At 59.1% G+C, this 19,562-nt stretch carries 20 protein-coding genes; 6 read left to right on the forward strand and 14 right to left on the reverse strand.

All coding sequences use genetic code 11. From position 1 onward, the window contains the following. Positions 1 to 169: 169 nt before the first annotated feature. Both MHX61_RS10455 and MHX61_RS10460 read right to left on the reverse strand, forming a co-directional pair. A complete protein-coding gene (locus tag MHX61_RS10455) occupies positions 170 to 715 on the reverse strand; it encodes an NADPH-dependent FMN reductase (RefSeq protein ID WP_239194643.1) in 546 nt (181 codons plus the stop codon). A 38-nt stretch (positions 716 to 753) separates the two neighbouring features. Continuing rightward, complete coding sequence (locus MHX61_RS10460; RefSeq protein WP_239194646.1) at positions 754 to 1,443, reverse strand: alpha-ketoglutarate-dependent dioxygenase AlkB; 690 nt, start codon at positions 1,441 to 1,443, stop codon at positions 754 to 756. Between the two features lie 187 nt (positions 1,444 to 1,630). Between MHX61_RS10460 and MHX61_RS10465 the strand changes: the two genes are divergently transcribed. Together MHX61_RS10465 and MHX61_RS10470 are read left to right on the forward strand one after the other, a co-directional pair. Further along, on the forward strand, positions 1,631 to 2,062 hold the full coding sequence (locus MHX61_RS10465) for a MepB family protein (protein ID WP_239194649.1): 432 nt from the start codon (positions 1,631 to 1,633) through the stop codon (positions 2,060 to 2,062). Between the two features lie 339 nt (positions 2,063 to 2,401). Beyond that, positions 2,402 to 3,112, forward strand: a complete 711-nt coding sequence (locus MHX61_RS10470) for an ASCH domain-containing protein (protein ID WP_239194651.1) — start codon at positions 2,402 to 2,404, stop codon at positions 3,110 to 3,112. A gap of 94 nt (positions 3,113 to 3,206) precedes the next feature. On the opposite strand, the gene MHX61_RS10475 is transcribed toward MHX61_RS10470, so the two are convergent. Further along, on the reverse strand, positions 3,207 to 3,536 hold the full coding sequence (locus MHX61_RS10475; RefSeq protein ID WP_239194653.1) for a hypothetical protein: 330 nt from the start codon (positions 3,534 to 3,536) through the stop codon (positions 3,207 to 3,209). A 170-nt stretch (positions 3,537 to 3,706) separates the two neighbouring features. Here MHX61_RS10475 and MHX61_RS10480 point away from each other — a divergent pair, with 170 nt between their 5' ends. Both MHX61_RS10480 and MHX61_RS10485 read left to right on the forward strand, forming a co-directional pair. Continuing rightward, positions 3,707 to 4,372 carry a sugar O-acetyltransferase gene (locus MHX61_RS10480; RefSeq protein WP_239194655.1) on the forward strand — a complete coding sequence of 222 codons (666 nt, stop codon included), beginning with the start codon at positions 3,707 to 3,709 and terminating at the stop codon, positions 4,370 to 4,372. Then, positions 4,373 to 6,640, forward strand: a complete 2,268-nt coding sequence (locus MHX61_RS10485) for an ATP-dependent RNA helicase (RefSeq protein WP_239194657.1) — start codon at positions 4,373 to 4,375, stop codon at positions 6,638 to 6,640. Here MHX61_RS10485 and MHX61_RS10490 read toward each other — a convergent pair whose 3' ends face one another. Continuing rightward, positions 6,641 to 7,411: a TSUP family transporter gene (locus MHX61_RS10490; RefSeq protein WP_239194659.1), complete on the reverse strand. Its 771-nt coding sequence runs from the start codon at positions 7,409 to 7,411 to the stop codon at positions 6,641 to 6,643. 121 nt (positions 7,412 to 7,532) lie between these two features. On the opposite strand from MHX61_RS10490, the gene MHX61_RS10495 reads away from it, so the two are divergent. Continuing rightward, entirely contained in the window at positions 7,533 to 8,624 is a 1,092-nt protein-coding gene (locus tag MHX61_RS10495; protein WP_239194661.1) for an AbrB family transcriptional regulator, read from the forward strand. On the opposite strand, the gene MHX61_RS10500 is transcribed toward MHX61_RS10495, so the two are convergent. Together MHX61_RS10500 and MHX61_RS10505 are read right to left on the reverse strand one after the other, a co-directional pair. After that, positions 8,621 to 10,291, reverse strand: coding sequence for a DUF885 domain-containing protein (locus MHX61_RS10500; protein ID WP_239194663.1), 1,671 nt, complete (start codon positions 10,289 to 10,291; stop codon positions 8,621 to 8,623). The two genes, MHX61_RS10495 and MHX61_RS10500, sit on opposite strands and share 4 nt — an antisense overlap. A gap of 69 nt (positions 10,292 to 10,360) precedes the next feature. Further along, positions 10,361 to 10,930, reverse strand: a complete 570-nt coding sequence (locus MHX61_RS10505; protein WP_239194666.1) for a TIGR00730 family Rossman fold protein — start codon at positions 10,928 to 10,930, stop codon at positions 10,361 to 10,363. A 108-nt stretch (positions 10,931 to 11,038) separates the two neighbouring features. On the opposite strand from MHX61_RS10505, the gene MHX61_RS10510 reads away from it, so the two are divergent. Further along, positions 11,039 to 12,172 (forward strand): ROK family transcriptional regulator, encoded by a 1,134-nt coding sequence (locus MHX61_RS10510; protein ID WP_239194669.1) that lies wholly within the window; start codon positions 11,039 to 11,041, stop codon positions 12,170 to 12,172. On the opposite strand, the gene MHX61_RS10515 is transcribed toward MHX61_RS10510, so the two are convergent. From MHX61_RS10515 to MHX61_RS10550, 8 genes are all read right to left on the reverse strand, one after another. Next, entirely contained in the window at positions 12,155 to 12,751 is a 597-nt protein-coding gene (locus MHX61_RS10515; protein WP_239194672.1) for an HAD-IA family hydrolase, read from the reverse strand. The genes MHX61_RS10510 and MHX61_RS10515 overlap by 18 nt on opposite strands. Before the next feature lie 13 nt (positions 12,752 to 12,764). After that, entirely contained in the window at positions 12,765 to 13,118 is a 354-nt protein-coding gene (locus tag MHX61_RS10520) for a hypothetical protein (protein WP_239194675.1), read from the reverse strand. Between the two features lie 80 nt (positions 13,119 to 13,198). Beyond that, positions 13,199 to 13,699, reverse strand: coding sequence for a ferritin (locus MHX61_RS10525; protein ID WP_239194678.1), 501 nt, complete (start codon positions 13,697 to 13,699; stop codon positions 13,199 to 13,201). 285 nt (positions 13,700 to 13,984) lie between these two features. After that, positions 13,985 to 15,466, reverse strand: a complete 1,482-nt coding sequence (locus tag MHX61_RS10530) for a SulP family inorganic anion transporter (protein ID WP_239194680.1) — start codon at positions 15,464 to 15,466, stop codon at positions 13,985 to 13,987. A gap of 21 nt (positions 15,467 to 15,487) precedes the next feature. Beyond that, positions 15,488 to 16,000: a phosphoribosyltransferase gene (locus MHX61_RS10535; RefSeq protein ID WP_150851023.1), complete on the reverse strand. Its 513-nt coding sequence runs from the start codon at positions 15,998 to 16,000 to the stop codon at positions 15,488 to 15,490. Between the two features lie 73 nt (positions 16,001 to 16,073). Next, on the reverse strand, positions 16,074 to 17,477 hold the full coding sequence (gene amn, locus MHX61_RS10540) for an AMP nucleosidase (RefSeq protein WP_239194683.1): 1,404 nt from the start codon (positions 17,475 to 17,477) through the stop codon (positions 16,074 to 16,076). A gap of 478 nt (positions 17,478 to 17,955) precedes the next feature. Then, the gene (locus MHX61_RS10545) at positions 17,956 to 19,104 is read right to left on the reverse strand and encodes an MFS transporter (protein ID WP_204610576.1); all 1,149 of its coding nucleotides are present in this window, start codon (positions 19,102 to 19,104) and stop codon (positions 17,956 to 17,958) included. Further along, on the reverse strand, positions 19,097 to 19,402 hold the full coding sequence (locus MHX61_RS10550; protein ID WP_204610578.1) for a helix-turn-helix transcriptional regulator: 306 nt from the start codon (positions 19,400 to 19,402) through the stop codon (positions 19,097 to 19,099). The genes MHX61_RS10545 and MHX61_RS10550 overlap by 8 nt, the downstream gene beginning before the upstream one ends. Positions 19,403 to 19,562 lie beyond the last annotated feature (160 nt).

A 19,562-nucleotide genomic window follows, 5' to 3' on the forward strand; every position in this document is an offset into this window, starting at 1 on the left:
CAAATAGTTCAACCAACTGCTCCCGCTGATGCTCACTCACCAAACTTCGAGCTCTCAATGAAAACTACTCCCCACTAATCGGAAACTGATTTCTCAGTCCAACTAATGGGGAGCAGTTCACAGAAAGAGCGCGGGGGCTGGCTTTTTGTATGCGGTCACCAGGCACTGATTATGCGGAAACAGCCTCTTCCAGCTCAGCCAACAAGGAATTGGTGCGCTCCACCTTGAAATCGACCGGGCGGAATTCGCCCTCTGCCCAGTCGGTGGCGAGGTAGAACTCGATCTGGTTGCGCAGCTGCGGCATGGAGAAGTTCACCACGATAGGGCGCCATGCCTCGATGGCGCGGACCGCACCGGATGGGCCGTAGCCGACGAAGGCAACGGGCTTGCCCGCCCACTCTGCGGCCAGGCAGTCGAAGGCATTCTTGAACGGGCCCGGCACGGAGCGGTTGTACTCCGGGGTGATAAAGATGAAGCCATCGCAAGCATCGACGGCATCGGACCATGCCTGGACCTTCTCGTCCGCGTACTGCTTATTAGCGGCAGCCGGTACCACATCGGTGGTCAGGACAGGAATATCGAATTCCTTGAGATCCAGCAGGGTGTACTCCACGCCGTCCTGACGACCCTGGGCCACGTCATTGAGCCACTCGCCCACTACCTTGCCGGCGGCCTTATCGCGGGTGCTGCCGATGATGATGCCGATACGGGACATAAGAGAACCTTCTTTCCTTCAAGCTTTATGTAACATCTCTAGCTTACCGCTCGTGCAGATACTTGTCTGATAGTGATGTTGATACGCCCTTCACTCAGCCCACACCCCTCCGGCAACGTGCCGTCATTAACGCGCACTACCCCGTGGTAGGCAAAGCGCTTTGGCCCGCCAAAGACCACCAAATCCCCAGAGCACAGCGTGATGTCATCCCACGGTCGCGTGCGCGCCTCGGCATGCCCCATACGGAAAAGTGCCTCATCCCCAATGGAAAGCGAAATCACCGGCGCAGGTGATTCCTCCGAATCATCCACGTGCATGCCCATGGCCGATCCCGGCGGATAGTAATTCACCAATGCCATCTCCGGCACAAAAGTATCCACCCACGGCTCTAACTCGGGTGCCACCTCCGCCGCGGCGCGCAGTGCCCCCGGTGCAATCCGCCGCAAGCTCTCCGGCACCGGCGGAACCCGCGTACCGTTCATATTGTCTACATAGCGATAGCTTGGATAGTGCCAATACCTGCCCAGATGCAGCTGAAATACGCTCACCTGCCCGCCGGATTTCAACTGCGGACGCACCATCGCCATCGGTGTCGCCGCATACTCGCGCGCAATGCCGCGCATCTCTTCCACCAAGGCCTTCTGCTTATCGACGCCCACCCATCCCGGCACATGCCCCACCCCCGGGGCCACACGCACGCTCGGCCGCGGCAGCGAATCAAACAGCATGACCTCACCGTAATCCCCACGCTCCGATAAAGCGATCAGAACTTTCCTTCGACAAGGCCCAGAATGCGTTTAAGACCAATCGGCCCCAACCCTGGACACTTCAAACAACGTGGGGAATTTGTTGCCCTCCGCCGCTTTCCTTAAGCTTCAATTTCAGACAAAGTAGCTGTATACAACGCGTAGAAAAATGAAGTTTGATTCCTTTTACCAATTCATGGCGGCCTTTAATTTAGAGGGCACCATCAATGAAACAAGTGATAATGCGAATTATGAATCGGGAATAGCCGCGTTGGGAGCTAAAACCTGGCATGTTCGCACAGCTCGCACCACGCCTTCTAAACCAGGAGCCTTCGTAGCATTCTGGCAACGCAACCATGAAGGGGAATCCGCGCCTTTTGAAGATTCTTCCTGCGGCGACGGTCTCCTAGTCTTTGTGATTCAAGGAGATCACCGAGGTGTGTTTCAATTTAGCAATCAAGATTTACAACGTCTCGGTATTACCTCCGGAGCAGCCCCAGGAAAGAGAGGATTTAGGGTATACCCACCATGGTGTGAGGGGCTGAACTCCAGCGCTTTAAAGACTCAAAAGCAGCAACAGGCATCGTTTACAGAATTCTGATTTGTGTGTACACAAGCAAATCGATCACAATCTGCACACCTAGCACGCAGAAGGGTAGTAAACGCTCAACTTACGCACTAACGCGGTTTTCGGCGGAACCACCCACCCGTTAAAGCGCAAAGAAAGAGGACTGCTTCTGTCATTGCTGCGGCGCATTGCTTATTCCGACTGCCGTCCTGCATTCTCTGCCCACACGCGCGCTCCCACAGAAGCGGTAGTCATAGCATTCATGAGGACGTCTGTTAAGCCCAGCTATTTTGATGCATCCCAGAAACCCCGATGTTCCTGATCTCTGTCTTCACATAGATAAAGCGCGTTGGCAATTATTACCCTTAAAGAGTGATTACCAACGAACTTCGAAATTTACTGGCCAAAGCAACCACCCATGCACAGCGTTTTCAAGACGGAGAAGACCACACTGTAGCCGCAGCACTCCTTACCAAATCAGGAAAACACGTACTCGGTTTGAACGCGCACCACTTCCTCGGTGGTCCTTGCGGGGAGATCTCGGCTTTAGCCAATCATGCTGCTAGTTATCCAGAGGACCCAATCCAAGCAGTAGTCGCCGTATACGGACCTACTGGTCAAGTTATTCCTCCCTGCGGTAAATGCCGCCAGGTGCTTTTTGATGTTGATCCGTCCATCCGGTGCATCGTGCGCGGAAGCAATGGACTTGAAGCACCTACCGTAGAAGAACTCTTGCCATTCGCATTCAACTGGCGAGATATGGGACAAGAACAGCGCATCTACATGTGGGAAGGCTACGAGGAATCAATTCGTAGCGGAGAAAAGCAACAAACCATCCGGGTAGATGATCCTTTCCATGAAGGAAGTGCCCAAATTGTCTTCGAGAAAGAATCTGGAGAGGTCGTCACCATCCCGGCACAGGTTACGTCCGTTGCCTCTACCCAGCGAAGTGAATTGTCGGAAAAGCAAGCTAGAAATGACGGTTTTGGCTCTCTCACCGAGCTTCAGGAAGCGCTAGATACTCACTATCCCGGATTAGGTGACGATGACGAGGTAGACGTCGTAGAGTTCCACCTGCGATAATCCATCCAGAACAAAAGGTGAAATCACCCTCCTCCCCACGTGCAGAATTCGCCTAATCCATAGCGTCGTACTTGCGGTGTGAAGATTGCGGGGGCTAACGCTGGGGGTCTTCTAATTCCCTTATCCAGAAGTCCATCATCTCAGCGGTAGGATTCGAGGAGGAAAACACTTCGCTCGCTATTTCCCTAGGAGACCAAGTATCCGGAAGGTCTTGAAATCCTGCGCCGACCTTTCCAAGCGTCACTGCTGAGGAGTTTTTGACTGCGCTAAGGATGGTAACGACATCGTCATACGTAGCATAAAACGAGTTTTTCCCATTCGCCCCAGTTGCATCAGCAATACAGATCCAGTCATTGAGTTCCGCCATATCGCTCAAAATATTATCGACGATTTTTCTTGAATCTGTTTCCATATGCTCACTCATTGTGCTTGGCCTTCTACTAACACTCAAGCTTAACTCTGAGAATCAGCAACCGCATTGCCAATGTCGTCTACAGATTTTATCGAGCCAGCAAAAGCGGCCTGTGAGTTTGTGATTTACCGGAACCTTAGTGATTTTCGCAGATACTTATTAAGCACCACCCACCCTCTACAATGACACCCATGGATGCACAAAGGCTGCAGGGCTTGGAACGCTACGGCTCATGGGAGCGGATGACCGGCGGGGAGTGGTTCCTGCCGAGCATGCCGGAAGCGAAGAAGGAGCATCAGCGCGGTTTTCGCCTGGTCAAGCAGCTCAATGAGCTGCAGAATACAGATCCGGAGCGCGCGAAGGGCATCTTGCGCGAGATTCTGCCGGAGGAATCTGCGGTGCCGGGCCTGCACGTACCGCTGAACCTAGAATATGGATGCAATTTGGTGTGCGGTGAGCGCGTCTTTATCAATTTCGGTGCCACCATCTTGGCTCAGGCCAAGGTGACGCTGGGTGATGGCGTCATGGTGGGCCCGAATTGCTCTCTTATTACGGTGGGGCATCCGGTCAATGATCATGAAATGCGCGCCGGCGGCTGGGAGATAGCCAAGCCCATCACCGTCGGTGAGAATACCTGGTTTGGCGCCAATGTCACCGTGCTGCCGGGGATTACCATCGGGAAGAACTGCGTCGTCGGCGCGGGCACGCTTATTACCACCGATATCCCGAATAATTCGCTGGTCCTGGGATCACCCGGCCGCGTGGTGCGCAAGCTGGAAGACAATGAGAAGGCCTGGGAGCGCCAGGATCTCAACGGCCCCGTCGAGGGTTTTGGAGCCGCCAACTAAATGTTTGATCTCGCCAGAATCGGCGCGGGACTTCCCGTAGCCGAGACCATCGATTCGCTACCTAGCACCGGAAACGTCGTCATCCAGGCCCCGCCCGGTACGGGTAAGACCACGCTCGTGCCACCAGCGCTGGCCAATCACGCGGCAGGGCGCGGCAAGGTCATCGTCACCGCCCCGCGACGTGTAGCCGTGCGCGCGGCCGCGCAACGCCTGAGCACGCTTAGCGGCACCCCGGACAAGGTCGGTTTCGCCATCCGGGGCGAGTCCCGCAAGGGCAGTGACGTCGAGTTCGTCACGCCGGGCGTGCTGCTGCGACGCCTGCTCAAGGATCCGGAGCTCGAGGGCGTGGCTGCCGTTGCCATCGATGAGGTCCACGAGCGTCAGCTCGATACGGATCTCGTGCTAGGCATGTGCCTGGAGCTAGCCGAATTGCGCGAGGACTTTCGCGTCATCGCCATGTCTGCAACCGTGGATGCGCAGCGTTTTTCCCAGCTTATGGATGCGCCCGTCCACGTGACCGAGGCGGTCACCCATCCACTCGATATCCAGTACGCCCCCATGCCGGGCAGGGCGGCGGGAACGAGGGAGTTTTACGGGGACGTCGCCAAGCAGGCAGCCTGTCAGCAGGAATCAACGCTGGTCTTTGTGCCCGGCGTGCGCGAAGTAAACCTCGTCTGTGAAGCGCTGCAGGGCCATAATGTGTTCCCGCTGCACGGCAAGCAAACCACCACGGAGCAAGACGCCGCGCTATATACCGATGAACAGCGCATCGTCGTGGCTACCTCCATCGCGGAGTCCTCGCTTACCGTGCCGGGCGTGCGCGTGGTGGTAGATACCGGGCTTTCCCGCGTTCCCCGGCGCGACGCCCAACGCGGCATGTCCGGGTTAGTGACGGTGTCTACCTCCAAGTCGAGTGCCGACCAGCGCGCTGGTCGTGCCGGCCGTGAGGCACCGGGCACCGTTATTCGCTGCTATTCGCAGGACGATTACCAGCACTTTTCCCCACACACCACTCCGGAGATCCTCTCCGCGGACCTAACCCAGGCCGCGCTGTTTCTGGACTGCTGGGGCGCGGGCCCCGATTTCCCGCTGCTCGATCCGCCCCCGGCCCAGGCCCTCGCCTCCGCGCAGGCAACGCTCAAGCGCATTGGCGCCACGCAGGAGCTCGCCCTCCTGCCCACCGATCCGCGCCTTGGTGCCGCCCTGCTCCGCCATGGCAGCCAGGCCGCGCCCATTATCGCCTCGCTTGCCGACGCCCCCTTAACCCCCAACCTCACCCGTCACCGCCCACCCCAAAGAGAGGTCAAGCGGCTCGCCCGCCTCGTCGACGATCTCGGCCCTGCCGATCCCGGCGAGGTCGTCGCCACCGCCTTTCCCGAGCAGGTGGCCAAGCGCGTAGGCGAGGATTACCTGCTGGCTAGCGGCACCCGCGCCCGCCTGCTCGATAACTCGGGTTTGGCCGGAGCGCCGTGGCTCGCCATCGCGGAGGTTTCCCTGTCTAATGCGGGCAATGCCATCATCCGCTCGGCCGCCCGCATCGAGGAAACCGCAGCTCTGGCAGCCATCGGCGTCACCGAAGAAACCCGGGCCTTCCTGCGCGATGGCCGTGTGCGCGGCGTCAAAGTCAAGGCCGCGGGCGCCATCACGCTTTCTGAAACCCCTGTCAAAGTTACCGGCCCCGCGGCCGAGGAGGCCCTTGCCGCCGGCATCCGTGAAGAAGGCCTAGGACTCTTTACTCTCAGCGAGAAGGCCCAAAGTTTAAAAGACCGCCTGCGCCACCTGCACGCCCACTTTGGCGAGCCGTGGCCCGATGTCGATTCCGCGGATCCCGCCGAGTGGCTCGGACCCGAGCTCCACCGTATCGCGGAAGGAACCCCCGCTGCCAAGCTCGACATGTACCCCGCGCTGCAACGCCTTCTGCCCTGGCCGGAAGCCGCCCGTCTGGACGAGCTCGCCCCCGAGCGCCTCCCGGTTCCCTCCGGCCGCGATGCCACAATCGACTGGTCCGGCGATCGCCCCGTAGTCCATATCAAGCTGCAAGAATGCTTCGGCCTGGCCGCATCCCCCGAATACTGCGGCCACCGCGTGCAATTCCACCTGCTCTCCCCCGCCGGCCGCCCGCTCGCGGTGACCGATGATCTCGCCAGCTTCTGGTCCGGTCCTTATGCTGGCGTGCGCGCCGATATGCGCGGGCGCTACCCCAAGCACCCCTGGCCGGAGGACCCGTGGAATGCGATTGCTACCGCGCGCACCAAGAGTCGGATGTAATTAACCCCATTGCTGCCAGCCCAGGTAGCAGCTCATGACCACGACCAGGGTAAGCAACGCATAGCGGATGAACTTGGCACCGCCACCGAGCACGGTACGAGCGCCGAGAAGTGCGCCGGCGATATTGGCTACGCCGAGCACGATGCCGAGCGTCCACCACACGTGTCCCCCAATAATGAACACGATGAGCGCACCGAAGTTGGTCGCGGTATTGACTACCTTGGCCATGGCCGCAGAGGTCAAAAAGTTCTGCGCAAAAATAGAGGTGAACGCCATGATCAAAAACATTCCGGTACCCGGACCGAAGATGCCATCATAAAAGGAAATGATGCCGGAGAGCACCAAGACCACGACGGTCCGCCAACCACCACGGGTACCGGCCGAGTCGCTACTGCCAAAGTCTGGCTTAAAGGCCACGAAGATGCCCACAGCCACCATGAGCACGATGATGATGGGGCGCATGATGTCTTTATCGAGGCTCGAGGCCACGCTGGCCCCCAACCCGGAGCAGACCAGCGCGATAAGGATGAAGCGCGCCATCTCCGCCTTGTCCAGCTTCACCTTGCGCGCAAGGGTCACAGCTGCCGAGCCGGTGCCGGTAACCGAGGCCAGCTTGCTCGTTCCCAACGCCGCCGCAGGCGCGAGGCCGGGAAGGACTGCGAGCAGCAGCGGGATGAGGATCAATCCGCCACCGCCGATGACCGCATCGATCCATCCCGCAGTCGCGGTACCAAGAAAGAGAATCACCCACTGCGCCACATCGATTTCCATGCCCCCGATCATAAATCTTTAGTCATGTATTGTGATAACCCGCCTATACAAATCTCCCCACTGTAGAGGGAGGAAAGGGCGCTACACTCTAATCGATAAAGTATTTCAAGGAGGACAGGGCATGGCCGCACGGCAGGACAGCGCTAGGCTTGATGCCCACACAGTAGCGCGGTGGGCCATCGTTGTCCCGGTCTCTGTTCTTTTGGGCTGGCTTTTTAGCCTGTGGCACGTGCCCGCCGCATGGATTTTGGCGGCCATTATCTCCTCGGGCGCCATGGCCCTCATTACTGGCGAAGACCTCCAGGTCAACCGGACTTTTTATAATATGTCCCGCGGTTTTATCGGCATGATGGCAGCGCTGCCCCTCACCGTGGTGCCGCTGGGCCAGCTGGTGGGTTTCCTGCCCGCGGCGGTGACGATGTCCTTTGTCACCATCATGGTTGGCATCGTCGGCGGCTTGCTGTTGCACCGCGCGCAGCCGCGCGATGTGTCCTCAGAGACCGGCATTCTATCCATGCTGCCGGGTGGTGCCTCGCTGATGCCCGCGCTTGCCGACGAACTCGGTGCCGACTTCCGCTACGTCGCCCTCACCCAATACCTGCGCTTATTGGTGGTCTCGGTATCGCTCCCGGCCGTCGTCGCGCTGCTCGATACCCCAGCCGGTAAGGGCGCGGACCTCACGGTGGAGGGAGAAACCACGTGGTGGATCATCGCGCTGGTCCTTGCCATCGCCTTCCTGGGTGAGAAGGTGGGAAAGCTGCTGCACCTGCCCGCCACGGCCGTGCTCGGCCCCCTTCTGCTGACAGTGCTGGTCTCCTTCGTGCTGCCGGAGGGCCACACGCTCGAGCCGCTCTACGCCTTCAAAGTGATGGCATTCTTATCCATCGGCTGGGTCTGCGGTGGCCAGCTCTCGCTTCCGGCACTTAAGGCCTTTGCCAAGCAATTGCCCGCCACGGTTCTTTTCATCGTGGTCATTATCGGCATCTGCGCGGCCACCGCCTGGCCGCTGACCAAATGGCTGCACATCACCTACTTTGAGGCCTACCTGGCCACCAGCCCCGGCGCGCTGGAGACCGTGCTCGCGCTCTCGGCCGAGGGCGGGGCCGGGCCCGCGGTCATCGCAGTCCAGCTCACCCGACTCATCGCGGTGCTGGTCGTAGCGGGCTACTTGCCACAGCTGCTGCGGCTGGCCCAGCGGCTGCTGCGCCGCTAGTTGTCCAAGACGGCCTCGCGAAGGACGGACATCGGCACGGAGCCAAGGGCGAGGGCCTCGGAGTGGAACTCGCGCGCGCTCATGCCCTGCTTCTCGGCCGCGGCGCGGGTCTCCTGCCACAGGCGCTGCCCCAATGCATAGGACGGCGCCTGGCCCGGCCAGCCGAGGTAGCGATTGACCTCAAAGTTGAGGTTCGCATCATCCATAGCGGTGTTCTCACGCATGAAGGTCTTCACGTGCGCCTTGTCCCAAACGCCAGAGGTAGCGCAATCCGGCAACTGCTTGCCCAAGTGCAATCCGATGTCCACGACCACGCGGGCGGCGCGCAGGCGCTGCGCATCCAACATGCCCATGCGGAAGCCCGGGTCATCCATGTAGCCCAGCTCGGCCATGAGCTGTTCGGCGTAGAGCGCCCAACCCTCGCCATGACCAGAGTTCCACGTCACCGCGCGGCGCCACAGATTGAGATCTTCTTGCACCAGCGCGGAGCCGAGCTGCAAGTGGTGTCCCGGCACACCCTCGTGGTGGACGGTGGTCAGTTCCTGCCAAGTATGGAAGGTGTCCTGGCCCTCCGGCACGGACCACCACATGCGGCCCGGGCGGGAGAAGTCATCGCTCGGCGGGGTATAGAAGATGCCGCCGGTGCCGGCCGGATCGATGCAGCACTCGATCTCTTCTACTTCCTCCGGAATATCGAAATCCTTGCCATTGAGCTCAGCGATGACGCCATCGGCGGTGGATTGCATCCACTCCACCAGCGCATCGGTGCCGCGCAGGGTATAGCGCTCCTCGTGGTTAAGCTTGCGCATCGCCGAGCGCACCGAGCAATCGGAACCATAGAGCTCGTGAGCGATCTTTTCCTGCTCCGCCCGCAAGCTGCGCACCTGATCCAGGCCCCACTCATAGGCCTCATCGAGGTTAACGGCATCGCCCACAAAGAGCTTGGAAAAACGCTCGTAGCGCTCGCGGCCCACAGCGTCCTTGTTAGGCGCCTGGGGCTGCAGGTCATTGGAGAGCCAATCGGAGAACTCGCCAAAGGCCTCCTTGGCCTGCTGCACCTCGGCGGAGTCGGCGTCGAGGCCGAGGGACTCGAGCATCGAGTCGGCGTCGGCAAGCCGCTCGCACTGCACAATGACCTCAGAGATCTGTCGGTGCGGTGCCACCATGCCGTGGGAGGCCGCTTCCTCCAAGGAGCTGCGGTATCCGGCCAGGGAGGTCTTCACCTTGGACAGGCGGGAGCGAATGGCATCGCGGTCCTCCTCCGTGTCCTGCGGCATAAGCAGCAGGGTATCGCGGATGGTCTGGACCGGGGAGGCGATGTTATTCAGGCAGCGTACATCCTCGCTGTGGTGGTGCAGATCTAGTTCAAGGCACAGGCGATCGCGCAGGACGGCCGCGGTGACATAGTCCACGTCATCAAAGTCATCCTCATCATCGGACTCATCGGTGGTGTCATCTAGGGCATCCAGGTCCGCGACCATTTCGCGGGTGCGGTCTGCGATGGCGGTGAAGTACTCGGGGGAGAAATCCTGCAATTCGCCCTCGTAGCCGTCAATGCCCCACTCGGTGGCATCGGTGGGGGAAAGCTCGGCTAGGTCGTGAACGAAGTTATCACACGAAGCGTCCAGTAGAGAGGGCTGGCGCTTAGCGGTCTGCTCAGAACTCATAACGAGGAAGTCTATCCCTAAGTATCAGCTATAAGCCACCCGGGCGGGCTGAAGTTGCGAACTTGTTAACTAATCGTTGTCCCACTTTGTTCCGGGGTAGCTCCAGCCGCTGAATTTATCCAGGATATCCTGCGGTTTCTCCTCCATCACCAAGGCGTCGACAAAACGCGGCAGGATGAAGCCGGACTCGGCCATGGCGGCGTACATGGCATAGAACGGGCGCCAAAAGTCCTCCGTATTAACAAGGCCTACCGGGCCGCGGATGTGGCCCAGCTGCTGCAAGGTGAGCACCTCGGTGAGCTCTTCGAGGGTGCCGACGCCGCCGGGGAGGCAAATATAGGCATCAGCAAGCTGCTCCATGCGGGTCTTGCGCTCAGCCATGGAGCCGACCACCTCGAGGGTGGTCAGGCCGGGGTGGGAAATCTCCAGGTCCACCAGCGACTGCGGCATCACGCCGGTGACGGTACCGCCGGCGGCCAGGCAGGCCTCTGCCACCTCGCGCATCAAGCCGATATTGCCGCCGCCGTAAACCAGAGTCAGGCCGCGTCGGGCCAGCTCCGCGCCCAATTCCTGTGCCGCCTGCGTATAGGCCGGCGAGTTTCCTGTTGCTGAACCACAATAAACCGCTACTGACTGCATGCTCTCCAGCATAGATATCTGCGCGCCCACCACCACCTTTAGACCATTCGGTACATGGTGAGTTTATGAGATTAGACAAAGCAGTCTGGAATATTTATACTTCTTTTTATGATCAAACCTGGCCCAGTGTTCACGCGCCCCCGCACACCGGCCGCAAAGTGCCTTCATTTGGTGCGCCTGAACCCGATCATCACCCGGAGCGAGCTGGTGGAAGCCACCGGACTTTCCCAGCCCACCATCACGCGCGCTACTACTTCCCTACTCAACGCGGGCCTCATCCAGGAACGCACCGACCTCACCCAGTCCCGCGGGCGCGGCCGGCCCACCGTGCCGCTTGAGGCGGCCGATAATGACTGGGCGCTCGGCGGAATCTCCGTAGGCACTAAGCAGACCTACATCGGCCTTTATGACATCAAGGGCCGCACGTTGAGCGAAGAGGAATTGACCACCCCGGTGGCTAACCTCAGCGAAGATGACTTCCTCGAGCACATCATGGCCGGCATCAATCGCATGCTGACGAACCTGGACCACCGCTTGGTCTCCCTCGGCGTGACTACCTCGGGCACCGTGGATGATAACGGCCTGGTCACCGCGGAAAACCTCAACTGGCACGGCGTGGACCTCGCCGAACGCCTTCGCTTCCAGTTCGGCGTGCCCGTGGTGGTCTCCTCCGCCATCCCGGCCATCCTCGGCTCCGAGACCCAGGCGGCCGAGATTGGCACCAGCGAGCGCGTTCTGGTGCTCTTCGCGGACGATTCCATCGGCTCGGCGCTCTCCGTCGAGGACGAGGTCAGCCCCATTATTCCCGTGCCGCAAACGCACTCTGAACTGCTCGGTCACGGCGCTTCCGAGCGCCTGCTGGCCACCCAGCACGTCCTAGAGAAGGTGCGTCACGAGGGCGTGGAAGTAGCCACGCTTGCCGACGCCGCCCAAGTAGCCGACTCCCACCCTGCCGTCCGCGCCATTTTGGACGAGCGCGCCCGCCAGTTGGGCGCCATCACCGCGGAGCTGGTCAAGGCCCACTCCCCGGCCACCGTGGTTATCGCCGGCGGCGCGTTTACCGACGACCCACAGGCCCCCAAGCAATTTGCCGCCACCGTCCGCGCCTCCGCGGGCGATGAGTTGCAGCTGCGCATGATCCCCGGCCATAAGGAGATTGTCCGCGCGGTAGCCCGCACCGTGGCCACCGACCAGCTCCTGCGCCAACCGCTGGAGCTAGGCCGCTCACTCCAGTGTGCTTAGAACCTCGCGTACCGAGTCGATGCCGCGAAAGAGGTGGGCATTGAGCCCGCAGTAGCTAGCGCCCTCCACGTAGTCGATGCGGTCATCAAAAAAGTGCGTATCCTTCGGCTGCGCGGAGAGCGCATCCACGGCCACACGGTAAGCCTCTGGGTGCGGCTTGGCCACGCCAATATCGCAGCTAAAAGTCACCGCCGCGCAATCCTCCAGCCACGGCTGCTGCTTTCGCACCTGGCCCGCCAGCGTAGTGGGGATATTGGATAAGATGCCCACGCTATAGCCTTCCCCGATAAGCCCCTTGACCAGAGCGACCATCTCTTGGTCCGCCTCCAATAGGCCGCGGTTTTCGCACGCTACCGCCTCCGCGACGGGAACCTCCCCCAACCCGGCGCGGGCTGCTACCTCATTCCAATAGTGGCTATCGCTAAAAATGCCGGCATCATAATCCGGCCGATAAAACCCGTAGGCCTCCCACATCGCCTCTGGATCTGGCGGCGCGAGGAGGCGCTCCAAGTCGGAGTGGCTTTCTGGGGTGGCCGGGCGCATGAGCACGCCGTACATATCAAAGAGGAGTTTGGGCATAACAAGGCCCAGTTTATGCGCGTTTCGGCGCTTGGGTCAGCACGGCCACGATCCCTACGCCGGCACCGGCCACAAAAATAGGCAGCATCACAGGCGCCTGTTCCATCGACAAGGAAAAGATACCCCCGATTGCACCAATGAGCAGCATCCCACCGAGGCTATATAGCGAGCGCGTGACCAAGCCGCGCTTGCCCACGGCACCATAAACTAGCAGCGCGAGCCCAGCGAATGGGCCGAGCATCAGCGCCGCTGTGGTCAAAAATACCCCCAAGGCCACGTGCGTGGACATGATTGCCGCTCCCACGATGAGAAAGAGCGCCAGAATCAAAAGTGTGATGGCGCAGAAAGCCTTGCGTTGCGTTGACATACACACAATCCTCCCACCGCACCGCAGTGCTATGGGAGGATTGCTCTAAATCTTGATGGGTTTGTTATTCACCGGGCGGCTTAGGCAGCGCCGCCATCGGTGCGGCCAGCCAGGCGCTCATCGATGCGCAGCAGGCCAGAACCGTCATTGCCCACCAGCTTGATCTGGTCCAAAATCTCAGAAACGGTAGCTTCCTCCTCTACCTGCTCGCTCAGGAACCAGTCAACCAACTGGCGGGATTCCAGATCCTGTGCCTCCAGCGCCGCGCGAGCGATGGAGCGGATTTCCTCGGATACCTTCTGCTCGTGCTCCAGGGAAGCCTGGAAAGCATCCTGCGGGTTAGCCGCCTTCACGGAGCCGACCGGAATGTCATTGAGCTCTACGCGATAACCGCGGGAAAGCAAATGGTCCGCAATCTTTTCGGCATGCACGCGCTCTTCAGCGGCCTGGCCCATGAACCAATCGCGCATACCCGGGAAGGAAAGGTTGTCCATCTCGAAGGCCAGCTGGGTATAGACCATGGAAGCGCCGTACTCGCTAATGACCTGGTTATTCAGGAGGGTTTGCAGTTTCTCGTCCATTGTAAAAACCTTTCTGTGCAGGGAAATCAATAAGTGCTAAACACCACACTACCGAAGATTCTCCCGCAATCCAGCAAGGCCTACTTAAGTAAACTTGCACGTCATTATGCTTTTTTAGATTGGATAACCTAAGTTAGCCAAGACAAAGCTAGCCATCGTGCGCAGGCAAAGTTCCCCTAAGAACGCGAGGTCATCGCGGATCCTTTGCATTTACACCAACGCGAACTCAAGGTCAGTTCGGCGCCTACTACTTAAGCCTCCGCACCCCAGTCCATAAATGTGATGTTAATCACCTAGGCGGCCGCTAAGGCGATTCAGGCGCTGCGCGCTAGCTCCTTCCAGACCACGAAACTCTACTTCGATGCCCCGATCGGCGTACTTCTTCTGCACCGCATCCAGCGTCGCCACGGTGGAGGCATCCCATACCTCGGCCTCGGCCATGTCTACCACCACGCGCTGGGTGTCCAGCGTGTAATCGAAGGCGTAGACCAAGTCATTGGAAGAGGCGAAGAAAAGCTGGCCGCGCACCGCATACTCAGCATCGCCTACTTGTTTTACCTCCACCAGGTGAGCCACGCGGCGGGCAAAGCCAATCGAGGCCGCCACCACGCCGAGCACCACGCCCACCGCCAAGTTATGCGTGGCCAGCGTTCCCACCACCGTCACCAGCATCACGAGTGTTTCTGATAGCGGCATGAGCTTAAGCGTGCGCGGGTGTACCGAATGCCAATCCACCGTCGTTGCGGCCACGATGATCATCACCGCCACCAGCGCGGCCATCGGAATGCGGCCAACGGTCTCGCCAAAGAGTAGGCAGAGGATGAGGAGGAAGGCGCCCGCGAGGAACGTCGACAAGCGCGTGCGCGCCTGGGATGCCTTCACGCCGATCATGGTCTGGCCAATCATGGCGCACACGCCCATGCCACCGATGGCCGCGGCGAGGATATTGCCCACGCCCTGGCCAAAGGACTCGCGCGTCTTATCGGAGTGGGTATCCGTAAGGTCATCGACCAGCTTGGCCGTCAAGAGCGATTCCATCAGGCCCACCAACGCCATGCCAAAGGCATAGGGCGCAATCAGCTGCAGGGTATCCAAGTTCCACGGAATATCCGGCACGAAAAGCCCCGGCAGCGAGGTGGGTAGCTCGCCTTGGTCCGCCACATCGGGCACCTGCCATCCGGCCGCCACCGCAATAATGCTGACCACCAGAATGGTGATCAGCGGCGCGGGAATCACCGTGGTCAACCGCGGTAGCCCCAGCATGATGGCCAGGCCAATGGCCACCAGCAGATACACCATCCACGGCACATCAATAAGGTGCGGCAGCTGCGTGGTAAACATCATGATGCCCAGCGCATTGACGAACCCCGTCATTACCGAGCGCGGGATAAAGCGCATGAGCTTGGCCACACCCACCGCGGCCAATACCACCTGCATAATTCCCGCCAACAGCACTGCGGCGACCACATAATCATGCCCATGCTCATGCGCGAGCGGTGAGACCACCAAGGCCACCGCACCGGCCGCGGCGGAAATCATCGCTGGCCTACCGCCAGTAAAGGCGATAGCCATGGCCATCACCACGGAGGAAAACAACCCCACCCGCGGATCCAACCCTGCGAGGATGGAAAAGCTTAAGACCTCTGGGATCAAAGCAAGCGCCACCGCTAGTCCGCCGAATACCTCCTTGCGCAGGCGCGCAGGTGAGGAAAATGCATAGCGGAAACTGGCGATGACGCCTGTAGGAGCAGACTGTTCTTTAATCACGCCTGCACATCCTAGTGGACTTTAGGAGCCTTCCTTAAAAGAGCCATCCGCGGTGATCACGGGCAGCACGGACCACGCGAAGTTGATCCACTGGTCGGTCTTCTTCCACGAGAAATCCGGCTCAAAGATGGTCTTCGGCTTGGTGTAAATGACGGCCGAGCGCACATCGTCCGCGGTTTCCTTAAGCAGGTTAACCACCAGATCGAGGGTCTTGCCGGAGTCCGCGACGTCATCGACAACCAAGACCTTCTTGCCCTTGAGCGAATCCGTATCCAGCTGCGGGGAAAGGATTACAGGCTCATCCAAGGTCTGGCCGATATCGGTGTAGAACTCCACATTGATAGCGCCCATGGCCTTCACGCCGATGGCATAACCAATAGCGCCGGCTGGGATCAGACCGCCGCGGGCGACGCCCACGATGAGGTCTGGGAACCAGCCAGATTCCACAATCTGTTCCGATAGGTTTCGGCTCGCCTCGCCGAAGACCTCCCAGGTGAGGTTTTCCCGGTCCGGGTGGATCCAATTTTCAGTCACGATTGTGTGGCTCCTTTTGCGTCATGGGCTTTCTTTGTAGTTTAACGAGCGATGCCTGCCAAAGAAAAGGCAGCTACCGGAAGGGAACCTCACCCAAAGTCCGACGCAGCTTGCGGGTGCGCAGACGCTCCGGATTCTCGGCTAGATGCTCCATGGCGCGCACCGCGCACATCACGTGGGCTTCCTTCGAATTGGAATAGAAAGCCTGCGCCTGCGCCGGCAACTTCGGCACCGCGTGCAGCGGCAGGTCAGAGACTGAAAGCAGCGTGCCATAAGGAACGCGGTAGCGGTAGCCATTGGCCGCGAGCGTGCACGATTCCATATCCACGGCCACCGCGGTGGAGGTACGCAGCCACTCCCACAGGTCCCGGTTGGTACGCCACTCCCAGTTGCGGTCATCGGTGGAGAGCACCGTGCCGGTGCGCATGAGCGAGTTATCGTCGCCGTATACCGACTTCACCGCGGACTCAAGCATGCGCTGCACCTCCGGAATCGCCGGGATGGGAGAGGTCGCCGCAACCTTCTGGTCCAAGATGTGGTCATTGCGCTGATAGGCATTGCCCAAAATCAGGTCGCCGATGCGCATGCGTCCGTCCATGCCAGCGCAGTGGCCGATCATAATCCAGGCCTCCGGCCGTAGCACCGCCAAGCAATCCGTAATGGTCTTGGCATTCGAGGGGCCTACGCCGATATTGATCATCGTGATGCCATCGCCGCCGGCAGTAATCAGGTCAAAGCGGGGCATCTGGTACCGGGAGGTCAACGTTAAACCGTCCACATCAAGGTCCACCGCATCGTTGGGGTGGATGGTCTCACCATTGGGCAGCACCAAGGCGGTATAGCGCGAGTCTTCCTTGGTCAGCTCACGCAGACCAAACTTCACAAACTCGGTGGTGTGCATCGCGTAGTTAGTAAACAGAATGTATTTCTGTACCGTATCGACCTCGATACCGGTGTAATGCTCGATGCGCGCACAGGCGATATCGAAGCGCTGGGCGCCAAAGTGGAATAGCGGCTTTTCCTCGCCATGGAAGGCATCCCATTCGCCATCAATGATCGCATCGTTGACCTCATCCAACGTCGGCCGCGGAATGGGCCCACGTTCCTGCGGGGCTTTACCCGTGTCCTTGATGTATTCCGGCGGAATGCGCTGGTCCGACTGGCCAACAAAGATATCGCACGGATAATTGCCCGCCAAGCGGGTGAGCTGCTCGTGCAGGTAGTCCCGGATAATATGCGGCTTGGAAATGACCGCCGAATACTTGCCTGCCTCGTTGACGTAGCCGAAGGGCTCGGAACGATCGATCGGCTGCCACTTGCGAATATCCACCGTAACCTTTGGATACACCACGTAGCGATAGTCATCCAGGTTTCCTGATTCCAACGTCTTGCGGGCAAGCTCGCAGGAATTCTCATAGAGCTCAATCAGGCGGCTTACCGCCTCATCAACGGAGTGGACATGCTGCAGGTCGGTCATAGACGTGAGTGTAGCGGGGACTTAGCAGCACGGCAGCGGTCTGCGCTTTTCATTCCTTCTTTTCCTCAAGGCTTCGGCAATATGGCTGCTGATACCATTGCCAAAAAGAAAGGCGCACGAAAGCCAACGAACCAAAACGATATCCGTTACATGGAGGCAGAAGTGCGTACGGTAGTCAGCGATACAATTCCACCGAAGAAGGTTTGGGGTAGCGCTCCATGAGAACTCCCGCGAAGCCCCTGCTTAGATTCACCTCCCACCACGCGATGATGAGGCGCGGACTATGAGTTCCCATGACCATCGTCGATACGAACGTCATTTCAGAGGCCATGAAGTTCGAACCCCGTATTCGGCAAGCAGATTGCCACGGTTAACTCGCAAAGAACTGCGGTCCGCCGGACCCTATCGGCACACTGCACCACGAGAAGTATATGCGCCTCTGCCGACACAGGCATCCTGCCTTTGATCCGTGAGATTCCTAATTCTCATTGTCCCTAGGCTTAGGGAAAGACAAGGCTCCCACTCCGATACTGCAGACGATTCCTACTAAGACTACGAATAGCGCCCCCAATAAGATTCCCGTGTAGGAGGGCAAAAATAGGCCACCTACTGCGGAGCCAACAGCCGAACCCAGATAATTCGCGGACGCATTAGCAGCAACGGCAGTCGCACCTTCATCAGGATTTGCACTGAGCAGCGAATGCTGTTGCGGCGCCATGGAAGACCATCCCAAAAGCCCCCATACAAAAAGACACACCAGTGCCACCATGCGGCTCGAGGGAAATAGCAACAACATTGCAAAATCAGCAGCAAGCAAAACAATGATTATGGTCGTTAGCTTGCGAGAACTATCTACCTTATCGAGCACCCGCCCGATTCCAAATGCACCAACTGCACCACCAATTCCCCAAATCCACATGCCAGGAATGGTGTCTACCTGCACTCGTTCGAGCACCACGGAAATATAGGTATACAGTCCCAGCGAACCGACTCCCACGAAGAAAGTAACCAAGACCGTTAGGAAATTATCCACCCGACCAATGATTCGGAGTCGCTGCCCTAGCGAGGAAGAGGGCACAGCTGGTACAGCACTCGTTTTACGTATCGCTAAACCTGCCAACGCCGCCATGCCAACCACCGATACCAAAGCAATGGCAGCCCGCCAGCCTAGCTGCTTGGCCACTCCCAGTCCCGCTGGTACACCCGCAACAGTTCCTACCGCCAAACCGGCTAGTACCAATGAAAGCGCACGTCCGCGACGCTCCGCTGTGACCGACATGCCCGCTACCGCCGCGGACAATGGCGAATAGATTCCCGCTGCCGCCCCCGCAATCAGCCTCGAAACTATAAAAACACCTACCGTAGGGGATACAGCGGTCACAACATTGGCCAGAGAAAACACAGCAATAGCGCCCAGCAGTCCATTTCGCGGATTCTTGCCCGCCCTACCTGATAATAGTGGGCCGCATACCGCGTACGCACCGGTAAAAGCGGTAACACCTAAGCCAATCACGCTGCCACTTGCACCCAAGTCTTCGGCAATCTGAGGCAGCAGCCCAGCAATAACATACGCATCCAACCCGAGTGCTACGCTGCCCAAAACTAACGGCCATAGCTGTTTAAGCATTAGAAATCACCATGTCAAGCAAACCTGGAAAGCACTCGTCTAGATCGTCTCGGCGCAAAGAGATGACACAACTGCGCCCCTGGCTTCTTGTCCACGTCACACCGGCTTCACGCAGCCGCCGAGTGTGGTAAGTCAGGGTCGACCGAGGCAGATCGTCAGCAAGCGTCAAGCTATCGTGCTCCTTGCCGTCTGCTAAGCGCTTGACCATTTCCAACCGGATGGGATCACTTACTGCAGCCAATACACGGACGAATTCTAAATCCTCGGTGGCCGGATGCTCATATTTTCGTGGGCTCATTCCAACTCCAATCGTGCAATAATTCTTGAACGATTAGCCACACTAAGTTACCCGAGACATTCGTGCAAGATTTCTTGCATAAACGAAGGCCCACCGACAGCGCATCGGTGGGCCTTCTCCCCATGACTAATCTCTCGGCACCCAAGGAGGGAGTGGAGCG

The sequence above is a fragment of the Corynebacterium sp. ACRPF genome (assembly GCF_022347395.1).
Classification (GTDB): domain Bacteria; phylum Actinomycetota; class Actinomycetes; order Mycobacteriales; family Mycobacteriaceae; genus Corynebacterium; species Corynebacterium tuberculostearicum_D.

Excerpts from the sequence above, each read along its gene's own strand:
- MHX61_RS10525 (WP_239194678.1), bottom strand. The coding sequence starts at position 13,699 with ATGGACGAGAAACTGCAAACCCTCCTGAATAACCAGGTCATTAGCGAG.
- MHX61_RS10505 (WP_239194666.1), bottom strand. The coding sequence starts at position 10,930 with ATGCAGTCAGTAGCGGTTTATTGTGGTTCAGCAACAGGAAACTCGCCG.
- MHX61_RS10510 (WP_239194669.1), top strand. The coding sequence starts at position 11,039 with ATGATCAAACCTGGCCCAGTGTTCACGCGCCCCCGCACACCGGCCGCA.
- MHX61_RS10515 (WP_239194672.1), bottom strand. The coding sequence starts at position 12,751 with ATGCCCAAACTCCTCTTTGATATGTACGGCGTGCTCATGCGCCCGGCC.
- MHX61_RS10495 (WP_239194661.1), top strand. The coding sequence starts at position 7,533 with ATGGCCGCACGGCAGGACAGCGCTAGGCTTGATGCCCACACAGTAGCG.
- MHX61_RS10490 (WP_239194659.1), bottom strand. The coding sequence starts at position 7,411 with ATGGAAATCGATGTGGCGCAGTGGGTGATTCTCTTTCTTGGTACCGCG.
- MHX61_RS10500 (WP_239194663.1), bottom strand. The coding sequence starts at position 10,291 with ATGAGTTCTGAGCAGACCGCTAAGCGCCAGCCCTCTCTACTGGACGCT.
- amn (WP_239194683.1), bottom strand. The coding sequence starts at position 17,477 with ATGACCGACCTGCAGCATGTCCACTCCGTTGATGAGGCGGTAAGCCGC.
- MHX61_RS10480 (WP_239194655.1), top strand. The coding sequence starts at position 3,707 with ATGACACCCATGGATGCACAAAGGCTGCAGGGCTTGGAACGCTACGGC.
- MHX61_RS10485 (WP_239194657.1), top strand. The coding sequence starts at position 4,373 with ATGTTTGATCTCGCCAGAATCGGCGCGGGACTTCCCGTAGCCGAGACC.
- MHX61_RS10465 (WP_239194649.1), top strand. The coding sequence starts at position 1,631 with ATGAAGTTTGATTCCTTTTACCAATTCATGGCGGCCTTTAATTTAGAG.
- MHX61_RS10545 (WP_204610576.1), bottom strand. The coding sequence starts at position 19,104 with ATGCTTAAACAGCTATGGCCGTTAGTTTTGGGCAGCGTAGCACTCGGG.
- MHX61_RS10550 (WP_204610578.1), bottom strand. The coding sequence starts at position 19,402 with ATGAGCCCACGAAAATATGAGCATCCGGCCACCGAGGATTTAGAATTC.
- MHX61_RS10460 (WP_239194646.1), bottom strand. The coding sequence starts at position 1,443 with ATGCTGTTTGATTCGCTGCCGCGGCCGAGCGTGCGTGTGGCCCCGGGG.
- MHX61_RS10455 (WP_239194643.1), bottom strand. The coding sequence starts at position 715 with ATGTCCCGTATCGGCATCATCATCGGCAGCACCCGCGATAAGGCCGCC.
- MHX61_RS10520 (WP_239194675.1), bottom strand. The coding sequence starts at position 13,118 with ATGTCAACGCAACGCAAGGCTTTCTGCGCCATCACACTTTTGATTCTG.
- MHX61_RS10475 (WP_239194653.1), bottom strand. The coding sequence starts at position 3,536 with ATGAGTGAGCATATGGAAACAGATTCAAGAAAAATCGTCGATAATATT.